The organism is Thermococcus sp. PK, from assembly GCF_000430485.1.
GTDB classification, from domain to species: domain Archaea; phylum Methanobacteriota_B; class Thermococci; order Thermococcales; family Thermococcaceae; genus Thermococcus_A; species Thermococcus_A bergensis.
On sequence record NZ_KE387149.1, the window covers coordinates 716,777 to 730,724 of the forward strand.

At 43.9% G+C, this 13,948-nt stretch carries 12 protein-coding genes, 1 pseudogene and 1 CRISPR repeat array; of the genes and pseudogenes, 8 read left to right on the plus strand and 5 right to left on the minus strand.

Annotation, left to right across the window (positions count from 1 at the left end; genetic code table 11):
* The 6 genes from THEPK_RS05880 to THEPK_RS05905 form a co-directional block, all read left to right on the plus strand.
* The coding region (locus THEPK_RS05880) for a zinc ribbon domain-containing protein (protein ID WP_042699481.1) at nucleotides 1–459 on the plus strand (459 nt) is incomplete at its 5' end.
* Nucleotides 460–510: 51 nt separating this feature from the next.
* On the plus strand, nucleotides 511–1,728 hold the full coding sequence (gene cytX, locus THEPK_RS05885; protein ID WP_052315894.1) for a putative hydroxymethylpyrimidine transporter CytX: 1,218 nt from the start codon (nucleotides 511–513) through the stop codon (nucleotides 1,726–1,728).
* A 5-nt stretch (nucleotides 1,729–1,733) separates the two neighbouring features.
* The gene (gene thiM, locus THEPK_RS05890; protein WP_042699483.1) at nucleotides 1,734–2,534 is read left to right on the plus strand and encodes a hydroxyethylthiazole kinase; all 801 of its coding nucleotides are present in this window, start codon (nucleotides 1,734–1,736) and stop codon (nucleotides 2,532–2,534) included.
* Nucleotides 2,524–3,147, plus strand: coding sequence for a thiamine phosphate synthase (gene thiE / locus THEPK_RS05895; protein ID WP_042699486.1), 624 nt, complete (start codon nucleotides 2,524–2,526; stop codon nucleotides 3,145–3,147). The genes thiM and thiE overlap by 11 nt, the downstream gene beginning before the upstream one ends.
* Complete coding sequence (gene thiW / locus THEPK_RS05900; RefSeq protein WP_042699489.1) at nucleotides 3,144–3,629, plus strand: energy coupling factor transporter S component ThiW; 486 nt, start codon at nucleotides 3,144–3,146, stop codon at nucleotides 3,627–3,629. The genes thiE and thiW overlap by 4 nt, the downstream gene beginning before the upstream one ends.
* On the plus strand, nucleotides 3,626–4,966 hold the full coding sequence (locus THEPK_RS05905; protein ID WP_042699492.1) for a bifunctional hydroxymethylpyrimidine kinase/phosphomethylpyrimidine kinase: 1,341 nt from the start codon (nucleotides 3,626–3,628) through the stop codon (nucleotides 4,964–4,966). The genes thiW and THEPK_RS05905 overlap by 4 nt, the downstream gene beginning before the upstream one ends.
* 474 nt (nucleotides 4,967–5,440) lie before the next feature.
* Nucleotides 5,441–7,740: direct repeats of the CRISPR family, unit length 30 nt; unit sequence GTTCCAATAAGACTTTAAAAGAATTGAAAG.
* 36 nt (nucleotides 7,741–7,776) lie between these two features.
* Here the strand turns inward: THEPK_RS05905 and mfnA are convergent.
* Genes mfnA through THEPK_RS05920 form a run of 3 tightly spaced genes read right to left on the minus strand, consistent with a single transcriptional unit; the run spans nucleotide 7,777 to nucleotide 10,404 of the window.
* Nucleotides 7,777–8,934: a tyrosine decarboxylase MfnA gene (mfnA, locus tag THEPK_RS05910; RefSeq protein WP_042699495.1), complete on the minus strand. Its 1,158-nt coding sequence runs from the start codon at nucleotides 8,932–8,934 to the stop codon at nucleotides 7,777–7,779.
* A 44-nt stretch (nucleotides 8,935–8,978) separates the two neighbouring features.
* Nucleotides 8,979–10,157, minus strand: a complete 1,179-nt coding sequence (locus THEPK_RS05915) for a cation:proton antiporter (protein WP_042699497.1) — start codon at nucleotides 10,155–10,157, stop codon at nucleotides 8,979–8,981.
* A 1-nt stretch (nucleotide 10,158) separates the two neighbouring features.
* On the minus strand, nucleotides 10,159–10,404 hold the full coding sequence (locus tag THEPK_RS05920) for a TIGR00304 family membrane protein (RefSeq protein ID WP_042699499.1): 246 nt from the start codon (nucleotides 10,402–10,404) through the stop codon (nucleotides 10,159–10,161).
* 72 nt (nucleotides 10,405–10,476) lie between these two features.
* Between THEPK_RS05920 and THEPK_RS05925 the strand changes: the two are divergent.
* Together THEPK_RS05925 and THEPK_RS05930 are read left to right on the plus strand one after the other, a co-directional pair.
* Nucleotides 10,477–11,168: pseudogene (locus tag THEPK_RS05925) on the plus strand (HAD family hydrolase).
* Nucleotides 11,146–11,769, plus strand: a complete 624-nt coding sequence (locus THEPK_RS05930) for a diacylglycerol/polyprenol kinase family protein (protein WP_042699501.1) — start codon at nucleotides 11,146–11,148, stop codon at nucleotides 11,767–11,769. The pseudogene THEPK_RS05925 and the gene THEPK_RS05930 overlap by 23 nt, the downstream one beginning before the upstream one ends.
* A 20-nt stretch (nucleotides 11,770–11,789) precedes the next feature.
* Here the strand turns inward: THEPK_RS05930 and THEPK_RS12390 are convergent, their stop codons facing one another.
* Nucleotides 11,790–13,592, minus strand: a complete 1,803-nt coding sequence (locus THEPK_RS12390; protein WP_052315895.1) for a CARDB domain-containing protein — start codon at nucleotides 13,590–13,592, stop codon at nucleotides 11,790–11,792.
* Nucleotides 13,593–13,630: 38 nt separating this feature from the next.
* On the minus strand, nucleotides 13,631–13,948 hold a 318-nt coding region (locus THEPK_RS05945), incomplete at its 5' end, for a zinc ribbon domain-containing protein (protein WP_042699502.1).

The window sequence follows — 13,948 nt, forward strand, 5'->3', positions numbered from 1 at the left end:
ATGGGCGTCTCTACGATTGTAGTTGGTTATCCAAAGGGCATTGCGAGAAATTCTGAATGGGGTGAAAAGCAGAACTTCCTCCTCTCCCACGTCTGGCGGTTCAATACTGTGATTCAAAGGCTCAAGGAAGTGGCTGAGGAATATGGCATCGTTGTTCAGGTTGTTAATGAGGCTTTCACCTCAAAAACCTGCCCCGTTTGCGGGAAGCCCCACGAGGGGGCCCGCTTTGTTCGTGGTTTGTTTAAGTGTCCCGCGACGGGGCTTGACTTTAACGCGGATTTGATTGGTGCTTTCAACATTTTAAAGAAGGCTGTGGAAAAGATAACCCCGAATCTGGGCGGCCTTTATGCTCAGAGGAGGGGTAACGGGGGGAAGACCCTCCCCGAGGGGTCGAAGACCCGCTTTAACTTGGGTCTAAATGAAACCCCTCAAACCTCCCTGCCAATGGCGAGGGGTTAACTCGTTGGAACCCTCGCCCTTCAGGGCGGGGAGGAGGTCAGTTTCCTAACAATCTTCGCAATATGGTTCGGAGCAGGAATAAGCATTGCAGAATTCTGGGCAGGGGCTTTGCTAACTCCAGCGCTCTCACTTGGTATGGCGGTACTGGTAATAATCATCGGCCACATCTTGGGAAATGCAGTGATGGGTTTAATAGCCATCGAAGGTGAGGAAACTGGACTACCAACTATGGTGCTCTCTAGGGCTCCTCTCGGAATCAAAGGTTCGATTTTACCGTCACTCTTGAACTACCTCCAGCTTATAGGGTGGACAGCAATAATGCTCATAGTTGGAGCAAACGCCATGAATGCAGTATCAAAAGTCCTCGGTTTTGAGAGCTATGCCCTCTGGGTAATTCTCCTGGGCATCCTCGTTACAGGATGGACATATATTGGTCCAAAAAACTGGGAAAAGCTCGAAAAAATAGCAGCTCTGCTTTTGCTTGCATTGAGCCTGTGGCTTACCTACGTTACACTCAAGAGGTTCCCCTTAGGTGAGCTCCTTTCCAAGCCCGGAACTGGAGAAATAGGCATTATGCTAGCGCTGGACTTGGTAATAGCAATGCCTCTTTCTTGGGCGCCACTAATAGCAGACTATTCGAGGTTCGCCAAAGGTAAGGGCTCAGCATTTTGGGGCACCTACTTAGGCTACTTTGTGTCCTCAAGCCTGTTCTACTTTGTTGGGGCTTTGACAAACATGGCAATCGGCGAAGGAGACCCCATTAAGATCATAGCCGCCTACGGCATTGGAATTCCGGCCATGCTGGTAATTATTTTCTCCACGGTCACCACAACGTTCCTCGACGTTTACTCAGCCGCAATAACCTACAAGAACATCTCACCGAAAGCGGACGCAAAGAAACAGGTACTCCTAGTTGGTTTCCTTGGGACTCTATTAGCCCTTGTTTTCCCAATGGAGCAGTATGAAAGTTTTCTACTACTTATAGGTGGGGCATTTGTGTCTTTAGCGGCAATAATGGTAACTGACTACTTCCTTGTAAGGAAAACCTATGTCCCAGAGGAACTGCTTGATGAAAACGGTCCATTTGCTGGATACAACTTAAAGGCGATAATAATCTGGGCGATAGGATTTGCGTTCTACATGGGTTTGGCTGTAGAAGGCCTCTTTGGACTTCACATTCCGGTTTTAAGTGAACTCGGCTTCAGACTTGGCTCTAGTATTCCAACATTCCTCCTTGTAAGTGCTTTGTATTATTTGCTTGGGAGGTGAAAGAAATGGAATGGATTGGTAAAGATTTGGAAAAGCTTAGAGAAAAGAAACCTTTGGTGCACAATATAACCAACTACGTCGTTATGAACACCACTGCAAACGCCCTCTTAGCTATAGGAGCATCTCCAGTAATGGCCCATGCAATAGAGGAACTTGAAGAGATGATAGCCTTAGCAGACGCGCTGGTTATAAACATTGGAACCCTTGATGAGCACAAAATATATTCCATGCTTAAAGCCGTTGAGGTTGCCAAAGAGCTCAAAAAGCCAGTAGTTCTTGATCCCGTCGGTGCTGGGGCAACAAAGCTGAGGACAAAGACCTCTCTAAACCTGCTGGAATTAGGGGATATAAGCGTGGTGAGGGGCAACTTCGGTGAGATAGCCGCCCTTCTTGGCAAGCATGGCAAAACTAGGGGCGTGGATTCAGCAGTTTATGATAAAGATGCCGCGAAAGACCTAGCCAAGAAAGCGGCTGAAAAGTTCGGAACGGTGGTAGCGGTTACCGGTGCTGTGGACTACGTGAGTGATGGCGAGAGAACTTATGCCATAGAAAACGGAACCTCTATGCTCGGAAGGGTTACGGGAACCGGGTGCATGGCTACAGCAATAATAGGAGCATTTTTAGCAGTTGAAGAACCTTTGAAAGCCACTATAGCGGGGCTCACAACATTTGAAATCGCTGCTGAGAAAGCTGTTGAAGAGTCCCCATATCCGGGAAGCTTTCACATGAAGCTCTACGACTGGCTCTACAGGATTGATGGGGCGCTCATAAAAGAGAGGGCGAAGGTGAGGGAAGTTGAACCTTAGAAAAAAGCTGAGGCTTTATGTTATAACTGATAGAAGGTTGAAGCCAGAAGTAGAAAGCGTGAAAGAAGCCCTCGAAGGTGGTGCAACCTCCATCCAGCTCAGGATAAAAAACGCTCCAACGAGAGAGATGATAGAAATCGGCAAAGAAATAAGAAAGCTCACAGAGGAGTACGACGCCTTCTATTTCGTTGATGACAGAGTGGATGTGGCTTTAGCAACAAACGCAGACGGAGTCCAGCTGGGTCTAGAGGATATGCCCATTTCCCTGGCTAGAGATATAGCGCCGAATTTGGTTATTGGGGCTTCGGTTTACAGTTTGGAGGAAGCTCTGCACGCGGAAAAAGAAGGGGCCGACTACTTAGGGGCAGGTTCAGTCTTTCCCACATCCACAAAGAAAGATGTCAGAGTTATCGGCATAGAGGGGCTTAGGAGAATAGTGGAGTCGGTGAAAATTCCCGTTGTGGCTATAGGGGGTATAAACCACGAAAACGTTAAGGAAGTCCTCAAAACCGGCGTCGATGGAGTTGCAGTAATTTCCGCGATAATGGGGGCTGAGAATGTAAAGAAGGCCACGGAAGAAATGAGGAGAATTGTGGAGGAGATGATTAAATGAAAGCCGAAACCAAAACACAAAAACTTGCTTATGTTGGAATTTTCACGGCATTAGGTGTTATCCTCGGAACAATTTCCTTTCCTATAGGTCCAACAAAAGTAGCACCCTTCCAGCACTTTATAAATGTAATAACCGGAATCATGCTTGGGCCATGGTGGGCTTCCTTAACAGCCCTATTAATAGGTCTTCTTAGGATCTCCTTTGGAGTAGGCACAATATTCTCAATACCCGGTGGAATCCCAGGGGCTTTCACTGTAGGACTGGCTTATAAACTCATGAAGAAAGACTGGGTTGCTTTTAGCGAGCCCCTTGCTACAGTTTTTATAGGAGGCACGTTAGGTGCTCTATTATTTGGCCCTCTCATAAATGTTTACAAGGGAGTTACATGGTTCTGGATTGCTTTTGCTCCAAGCACTCTAGTGGGTACCACTTTGGGATTCTTCACCCTTAAAGCTCTAAGAAGAATGGAGGTGATAGAGTGATTAAGAAGGCCCTGACTATAGCAGGAAGTGATAGTGGAGGTGGGGCGGGGATAGAGGCAGACTTAAAGACCTTCTCTGCCTTTGGTGTTCATGGCTTGGTTGCAATAACCTCAGTAACAGCCCAAAACACCCAAGAAGTAAGGGCGATATATGATGTTGCACCAGAAGTTGTTGCAAAGCAGATAGAAGCGGTTGCCGATGACATAGGAGTTGATGCAGCAAAGACCGGAATGCTGAGCAATGCGGAGATCATCAAGGCTGTCGCAAAGACTGTGAGGAAGTATGACTTTCCACTGGTGGTTGATCCAGTGATGATAGCCAAGAGCGGAGCACCTCTGCTGAGAGAAGATGCAATGGATGCCCTTATCGAGAAGATCATCCCTCTCGCAAAGGTTGTAACTCCCAACAAGCCGGAAGCCGAAAAGCTGAGCGGAATAAAGATTGGAAACCTTGAAGACGCAAGAAAGGCTGCAAAAATCATAGTGGAGGAGCTTGGAGCTGAAGGGGCAATAGTCAAGGGTGGGCATCTTGGACTGAGCGAAGCTGTTGACGTGCTATACTTCCACGGTGAGTTCAAAGAGTACAGGGCACCGTTTGTTGACGGCTGTACCCACGGCACAGGATGTTCTTTTTCTGCAGCAATAACGGCAAATCTAGCCAAGGGAAAAGAGCTTGAGGAGGCAGTTAGAATTGCAAAGGAGTTCATAACGATGGGAATCTACTATGGAGCAAAGATAGGTCACGGACACTGCCCCGTTAACCAGAACGCCTGGATAGAGATTCCTGCTGAAAAATGGAGGGTTTATGAAGCTCTAAGGAATGCCGTCAAGGAGCTCCTGGCAATTGAAGGGCTTTCTCATTACGTGCCAGAAGTGGGCATGAACTTTGTCTACGCACTGCCAAAGCTCTACGCAAGGAGCAAAGAGAATGTTGCAGGGGTCAAAGGAAGGATAGTAAAGTTCGGAAGCACGGTAAAGCCTGTGGGCGACGTGGAATTTGGAGCCTCAGACCACATAGCAAGGGCGGTTCTAACCTTTATGGAATTCTTCCCCGAAACAAGAAGCGCATTAAACTTAAAATACAGCAAGGGGCTGATTAAGAAAGCCTCCGAGTTGGGGCTTAGAGTTTCATTCTACGACAGAAGAGAGGAGCCAGAGGGAATAAAAGCCAAAGAAGGAAGCACTATTCCGTGGGGAATACGAACTGCAATTGAAAGGGTAAACAGCAAACCTGACATAATTTACCACCTCGGGGATTGGGGCAGGGAGGCAATGATCCTAATATTTGGGGAGAGCCCAGAGATTGTATTAAGAAAACTCAAAATGCTTATCCAATAGTCTTGTATCATGTTTGGATTCTCTCTTTTTGGTTTTTCTGCTTTCTGAAGGATTAATTTTGAGTTTAAGGCTCTAGGAATGCTCTGGAAGTCTTTAGTAACTGAAGGTTACTATCTTACAAAGAGTTACAAGTTTTTGAGAGTTTTGTAACGAAATTTTTTCGAAGTTTTGAGTTGAGGCTTCTTAGGGCTTCTTTGGTATTCTCTCCTCGTGGAAATTTAACCATTTTTAGTTTAAGGCGGTTTTATTGGGTTATTTTTGATTTAAGCTCCTATTTTGCCCCTGGAAGTCTTATGAACAAAGTTGGGCATGGGGAAAAAGGAGGAGCTTTAAGTAGGCTAGAGCTTTAAAGTTTTTTCTGGAAGCTCGAATTTGAGCTTTTTGAGGGGAGTTTTATTGACCCCTTGAAGAAAAGCTTATAAGATTCAAGCCTTCTAATTACTCTTTGAGGAGTTTAGAGGAAAAATCGCCCCTGTTCCAATAAGACTTTAAAAGAATTGAAAGTGCTAGAGAGAGCGAAGCGGGAGGGAATTAACATAAGTGGTTCCAATAAGACTTTAAAAGAATTGAAAGTGCTATCTCTACAATCTTGCCGCTTCTTATCAGTTCAGCAGTTCCAATAAGACTTTAAAAGAATTGAAAGTTCAGAAAAGAGCTGTTTTCTTTGGCTACAAAACTCGTTCCAATAAGACTTTAAAAGAATTGAAAGATTGAACTCGTAAGCGTTAGACCATGCAGTTCCTCCGTTCCAATAAGACTTTAAAAGAATTGAAAGTTCATCTCATAATACAGAATTTTGTTTGAGTGAGGAAGTTCCAATAAGACTTTAAAAGAATTGAAAGGTCATCGGGCTTGCAGGTGTTCTCATGGGCATTATGTGTTCCAATAAGACTTTAAAAGAATTGAAAGCATGTCTTTCAGAGACTGATACAGCAACGCCGTGCCGGTTCCAATAAGACTTTAAAAGAATTGAAAGTTGCGACACCACTGAACTCCAGTTTAAACTCTTGTTCCAATAAGACTTTAAAAGAATTGAAAGTTTGTGAGGCAAAAACTATGTTTAAGTGAGTATCAAGGTTCCAATAAGACTTTAAAAGAATTGAAAGTGAAATTAAACCGTACTCTTCGAGTGTTGATAGGTATGTTCCAATAAGACTTTAAAAGAATTGAAAGCGTTACGTCGGCATTTGATAGGGGAGGATCGAACTTTGTTCCAATAAGACTTTAAAAGAATTGAAAGTTGTGTGTCCTATACGTTTCAGTTTTCTCTATCTCTTCGTTCCAATAAGACTTTAAAAGAATTGAAAGTTGAACTTGAACCATAGCCGGAACATCGAAGACGAAGTTCCAATAAGACTTTAAAAGAATTGAAAGGACGCTATCGTTATAACCCCCGAAGTGCATAGCCAGTTCCAATAAGACTTTAAAAGAATTGAAAGATTGAAAGCGCGGTTGGATGGGTCAAAGACAAATGTTCCAATAAGACTTTAAAAGAATTGAAAGCTAATCCTCTCATTAATCTCAAAATCCTAAACGCTTCGTTCCAATAAGACTTTAAAAGAATTGAAAGAAAGCAAGCTCGTAAAACTCCTTATCTAACTCATAAGTTCCAATAAGACTTTAAAAGAATTGAAAGGGAGTGGAGTTAAAGCCCCTAAGATGAAATGAAAAAGGTTCCAATAAGACTTTAAAAGAATTGAAAGGCAGGTCTATATAAATCAAGTAATCCATCCCTCACTGGTTCCAATAAGACTTTAAAAGAATTGAAAGTTAAAAATTTAGAAAGAGAGCGGAAATTATCGGGCTTGTTCCAATAAGACTTTAAAAGAATTGAAAGGAAAGCAACATTATGTGCACTTCAATCGCTCTATAGTTCCAATAAGACTTTAAAAGAATTGAAAGGAAATATCTAACGCAATTGCTCAATCGAACGACACGCAAGTTCCAATAAGACTTTAAAAGAATTGAAAGACCCCAATCCCGGCTATTTCTGCAGTCATGGTCATCAGGTTCCAATAAGACTTTAAAAGAATTGAAAGTTTCAATTTCCTTGTTGCCTCTTGTTGCCCCTGGCGAGTTCCAATAAGACTTTAAAAGAATTGAAAGCGAGAACTAAGATTGCATGTATCGCTGCATCAGCAAAGTTCCAATAAGACTTTAAAAGAATTGAAAGTTAACTTCATTGAGAACTCGTTGCTGAGGATGAAGCTGTTCCAATAAGACTTTAAAAGAATTGAAAGATAATGATATATTTATTAACCCCTGGAAGAATTTTCCTGTTCCAATAAGACTTTAAAAGAATTGAAAGTTAATTTTCAATTCTGCAAATATACGCTTAACCATCTGTTCCAATAAGACTTTAAAAGAATTGAAAGGGCTTCCAGAGCCTGCAGGGCTTCAACGGCGACATCTGTTCCAATAAGACTTTAAAAGAATTGAAAGTGAAATATTGCCACTTGTCTATAACATCAAACGCTATGTTCCAATAAGACTTTAAAAGAATTGAAAGGGGAGTGGTGGGGTTTTTGTGCTCCTCAGCTGTGTGTTCCAATAAGACTTTAAAAGAATTGAAAGTGAGCTCGTTCACATACTGTTGGACTGTTGCAAACAGGGTTCCAATAAGACTTTAAAAGAATTGAAAGGTTTTGCTCCCTTGAACCCATAATCATCTGTGATGGGTTCCAATAAGACTTTAAAAGAATTGAAAGGAGAAAAAGACAACTTTTAGGATAGTTGCATACAACGTTCCAATAAGACTTTAAAAGAATTGAAAGCGCTTAGGCGAAATCTTAAAAACAATAAAAGCGAAATCAAAGAACTCTTTCCAGGATTTCCCTCAGGTCTTTCAAAAACTCCTCAAGGTGCTCCCTCTTTACGTGGGGCATCATAACTATCCTTATGTACCCCCTGTGGGCGCTTATTCCCCAGCCTCTGGCTTTGAGCTCGGCCTCAATTTTCTTAAGCTTCCTGGAGCCGAAGGAGACTATGTTCAACATGGGCTCCCTTATAAGGTATACCCCATTTAGACCCTTTATTTGCTCCGCGAACCAGTAAGCATTTTCCATAGCCTCCTTGACAACTCTCTTGTATCCTTCAAAGCCAAGATGCTTGAGGAGGGCCCATACTGCTATTGCATTTGCACCTGGCCTAGTGCCGGTAATGGTCGCCTGGAATATCTTTCCTCCAGCTAAATAAGGTGCTAAAACGTTTATGGCCTCTATGTACTTTTTCTTTCTAAAAACTATCCCCCCAGCAGGGATTGGGGCCATGCCCATTTTGTGGGGGTCTATGGTAACGCTCTGCACACCCTTGAGCTTGAAATCGAAATCCGGCAACTCGTAACCCAGAGCCTTCGCAAAGGGTATTACAAAACCTCCAAAGGCTGCGTCAACATGAAGGGGAATCCCGTAATCAACAGCAATGTCTGAAAGAGCGGGGATGTCATCGACAACTCCCAGCCCGGTTGTACCGGCAATTCCAACTATGCCAATGGTGTTATCGGTTATCTTACTCTCAACATCTTTGACGTTAACAGAATAGTCCCTATTAAGTTCGGCCCACACCAGCTTTACCCTCAGCAAATCACTCGCCTTTAGAAAAGAGAAGTGAGCACTTTTTGGGAGGATCAACTCGGGCTTCTCAACATCGGATATATTGCGAAAAGCCCTTACGGCCAAGATATTTGCCTCGGTACCACCGCTCACTATGTTACCGTAGGCCTTCTTTAAATGTAAAAGTTCTCCAAGCATCTGAACGGCTTCTTCCTCGATTTTTTTGCTTCCATTATGCAACCCCGGATCGCCCAGGTTCCTATCTATATACTTCTGGATTATCTTTTGAGCAAGCGGATGAGGATAAGTACACATGGATCCCAAAATCCTGCCCGAATCAAAAGTTAGGTCAACTTTAAGCCTTTCCTCAAGTTCAGCAAGCACTTCCTCTTCGCTCATTCCTTCCTTTGGAATCATGCTCTCACCGACCTAGACTCATCAGCATAGCCTTTAAGCTTTTGTCACTCCTCCCTTATGCGAGATAAATAAAGTTTGAAAAACTGGGGAGTCGTTACAGCAGTCAGCATTGAGACTATGACACTGGTTGCAAAGAGGCCTTGGTCTATTAGCCCCTCTTCAATTCCGAACTTTAGTATGGCAAGGTCCAGGCTGCCCCTTCCACCCATACCGATTCCAACGAGCATTGCCGATTTCCAGTCAAATCCAAATGCTCTCATTCCAAGTCCACAGCCGAGGAGCTTTCCTAAAACTGCAGCCAGATAAAGAAGGACTATCAAAGCGACGTTGAGCTCATTGAGAGAGGGATTAAACATCAGCCCCACGTAAATAAAGAAGAGAGGCATGAAGAACTCTGTAAGGACTACCTGCAGGTCCCCAATAAGCTCGTTAAGCTTTATCTTGCTTAACACGAGGGGATCTCTCCTCTCTCTGAGTCTGCTTATTGTTAAGCCCGCAAGATAGGCACCAATTATCTGGTGCAGGCCCACCCTTTCAGCCACTATTGCTAAGAAAAATGTGAGGATTATCGTAAAAGTGAAGAATATGTTGAGGTTCCTCAATATGCCGTAAAACCTCACAGAGCGCTTGAAAATGTATTCAGAAAGTAAGAGAACTGCTGCTATGAATATGGCTATCTTAATTGTCAAAACAACCAAGGGGAAGAGTGCAAGCTCGCCCTGTGTCATCGCCGTTATTATGCCAATTAGATAAACGGCCATTATGTCATCGGCAAACGCTGCCCCCATTAATATTGAAGAAATCTCCTTCCCTACCCTTGACTTCAACAACACCCCACTGGTAACTTCAATTGCAGTATTCCCCAGAGTCACCCCTACAAAAATAGCCGCAGCCAATCCCTTTCCAAAGAGATAAACCGTTGAAAAGCCAAGAAAGAATGAAAACGCAACACCCAAACCGGCCACTGTGATAGCTTTTGCTTTGTTTGATGCAATCGATGAAAAGTTGCTTGTGAGACCCATGTAGAGCATCATCATCAGAAGGCCGAACTCTGAAAGGACTTTCAATGGCTCGGAAGGAGAAATAACGTTGAGAAGAAAAGGCCCCAGTATCATTCCGGTGAGTATATGGGCAAGTATAGGGTGGACATCCTTCTTCTCAAACAGCCACTCTAAAGTCTTTGCAAAAACCAGAAGGATGGAAAGGTCAAGCATGTACTCCACTTCATACCCTCCTGCTCAGCAGAGCCCCTATTATCCACAGGAGCATTAGGAAAACTGCAAGTATCATTGCCAAGGTGGCCCCCTTGCTTGTTCCAAAGACTATTGGAATAGGGCCAATCATTATTACTCCTCCACTCTCAACGTCAGCCTCTCCCCCAGATGCTGCCATCAAAGTTCCTATGAAGATCAGCATGAAGCCTATAAATATCAGTCCCATCCCTGCCAGTATAAGCAGTTCTCCCTTCATGGCCCCTCATGGAAAAATACACTTAGAGTTTTTAAGCTTTAACGCTAAAGTTACTGAAGGAGGAACTACAGTATGCTCGTACTTGTGGATTTGGATGATACTCTCTGCAACACATGGGAGGCAGCAAGATGGAGTGTTCTTAGACTCCTGCCCCATTTGATTAGAAAAAGAAAGTTTAGGGCACTCCTTTACATTCTCACCCAGAGGTACAAAGAGCTTGAGCAGTCAAGAGAGCTGCATCTCCTTGATCTAGACGAACTGGTCGAAAATTTCATGGAGCGGATTTATCAAAAAATTTCGGAGGAAGACCTTAGAGAAATGTTTGAACTTGTTGATAGGACATTTTTCTCAAACTTAAAGCTCTACCCAGATGCCGTTGAATTCCTGAAGGGCTTAAAGGATATAAATGCTAAGGTTGTTTTAGTGACGGATTCCTCCTCTGAGTGGCAGAGAAAGAAGCTGGAGTATCTCAACCTGAAGCAATATTTTGATCACCTTATAATAAGTGGAGAGACCGGGCACAGCAAACTTGAGCCCCATAACTTTATACTTGCGAGGAAAATGTTTCCCAAGGAGGATGAAGTCTACGTAGTAGGGGATAGAGATGACACAGATATGAGAGGGGAAAAGAAATCGGTGCAACAACAATTCTCGTAAGGAGAGGATACTTTAAATCCCTCTTACCAAAGCATGCTGATTATGTAGTTAAAGACCTCAAAGAGGCATTGGAGGTAATAAAGAATGAGCATAAAAAGCGAGCTTAAAAGAAAAGCGCTTCATCTCACAGGGCTTACAGTTCCTCTGATATATCTAACGTTTGGACAAAAAGCAGCGATAGGGTTCGTTTCATCCGCACTGATAGTTTTTTTAATTCTGGAGCCATTTAGAATAGTTGAAGGGCTGAGAGACCGGGTAAAAAGAAAGCTCGGACTTTACGTCAGAGATGAAGTGATAGCCCGCGTAGAGAGAGAACTGGACGCAATTTCAAGAGAGCATGAAAAGCATTCGATTGGAGCACATATCTATTTTACACTCGGGGCATTAATAATAGTCTGCTTTTTCCCGAGGGACATAGCCATAGGTGCCATAACAGTCGCGACCCTTGGAGATGCAGTTGCGGCAATAGTGGGAAAACCCTTTGGAAAGCACAGGTTTAAAAACGGCAAAAGCGTAGAAGGGAGCCTAGCGTATTTTTTAACCGCGTTTTTGATACTATTCTTTTTAATAGACCTTCCCCACGCCTTTGTGGGAGCCTTAGCGGGAATGTTAGCAGAGTTTTACGAGTTGCCTCCCGATGACAATTTGTCAAACCAACTTGCCGTGGCGTTTGCACTATGGACGTTTAGAAAATTCATTGGACAGTAAAAAACAAAAAGAAAGGGAAATCACCTGATGTAGACCTCTGCGAAGGTGCTTATGGTATCCATATCGCCCCACTCGTTGTCACTGTCGTGGACGCTTGGATCATCCGGAATGGTTATAACGGCCGAGTCTCCAGGGTTTGCACCTGTTATCCATGCAACTATGCTTATCTTTTCTGGTTTTCCTCCAAGCAACTCCCATGGAATAGCCATTTCAAGGCTCTGCAAGCCTTTGTCGTTTCCGAGGTATCCTATTGCAGCATTCTCGAACAATTTATAGTACTCCCATCCAGCCCCATTCCATACTGCAAGTTCCGCTGATGTTATAGTGTTTGTTCCAGGGTTTTCAAAGAACGGGCCATTCCAGTAAAGGTATACTTCCGCATCAACGCCTCTAGCGAACCCAATCTTTCTTCCCCACGCATCAGCATCTCCGGTATATCCTCCCTCTCTGTAATCAAGTGCGAAACCGTAAGCTATTCTCCATGATTCGGTGTTCTTTGTGCTCAGAGCAATGTAGAGATATTTGTCGTCGTAGTCTACGTAGAGACTGTCCAGATAAGCTCCGGCTCCCGCCCCAACTTTGTTTTGAGCTACAAGTGAGCTTTCGTCCCAATCCGTAAGGAATCCATCGATCTTCTTCTTAAATTCTAAACTCTCCAGGAATTCTGAAATCTCTCTCTGCAGCTTAACAAGGCGGATATACGCAGAGAAAATTTTTAGAGCCCCTCTCAATTCATAGTTGGGCATGTAAATGAGAGATTTGCCTTCGTTAAACAGTTTCAGGCTTTCATTGAGCTTCAGCTCAAATCCTTTTACAGTCTCAGCATATTTGGCTGGCAGACTCATGGAGGAAATATTTTCTACAAGTAGCTTTGTCTTCTCGTATTCCTCTGGATAGGTTCTAGGCCACACATACATACCGAGCCGTATAAGCTTGTTCTGCCTCTCTGCGACTTGTCCCACCACTATCCCCAGAGTTGCAACGTTGTTGTCTTCGTTAGCCTCTTCTATCTCATTGTTGGGATCGACAACTGCCTTTATGGTGTGAACCCCCCATGCATCGGAATATTTGTAGAGATAGCCAAGCTTGACTTCAGAGTGTGCAGATACGTTAATAAGCCAGCTTTTGAGGAGAGCATCTCTATCGTAGAGCTCCACAGTTACGTTTTGAGCATCCACCTCTCCTATGTTCTTAACTGTAATTGTAATGTTAGCTGGCTGCCATTGCTCGACATTAAGTACATCTGAAGAAATGCTAACCGTAAGCTCGGGTTTTGGAATTGGGATTTCAATAACGGCAAAATTTGATAAAACGTCCTGATCAGTCCAATCATTTCCATCTACGGCTGGATCCAAGGGAACTGTATCAACAGCTGAATCCCCCTTCGCACCTCCAGCCACCCATGCGATTAGGGCGACTTCCGATGTTCTACCCCCTATTGCATCCCATGGAATTGCCATCTCGAGTACTTGTAGCCCGTTGCCTGTTGTGAAATCGTAAGTAACTACACTTCCAACGTCTTTGTAATCCCAACCATTTCCAGTCCACGTTATGAAGTTTCCGCCCCCAATGACGTCATTACCTCCATCGTACCAGAAGTAAATCTCATAATCAACTCCTCTCGAGAACCCTATTTTTCTATCCCATGCATCAGTATCCCCAGTGTAACCTCCTTCTTTAACATCAAAGCCAAAACCATAGGCTACGTCCCAACTTGCAGTATTATTTGTGGTGATAGCCACATATAGATACTGCTCATCGTATGAAACGTAGAGCTTGTCCAAATCCGCTCCATCTGGACCATCAAGATTGCTTACTCCCACAACCTCATAGCTTTCCCAGTCGCTTAAATCCGTTCTGCCTACCCGTAAAGTGTGTGTAAAGTGTTAATTTCATAACGGGTAGGCTTCCAGCCTCCCGTCTTCATTGGCTGGCTTTCGGGGGGAACGGGAACTCCCCACATCTTCAAGGCTTTCAAGCGAATATTCCACGAGCCAACCACATCCCTATCAGCCTCAAAACCACACTCGCATTTTAAAACCCTGTGCCCATTCGGGCTTAACTTTCCCCCACATATCGGGCACAGGGATGAAGTGCGAGCAGGATTAACAAAAACGACACTCACACCCTTTAACTTGGCTTTATACTCGATAATGGATTGAAGCTTTCTAAAACTCCA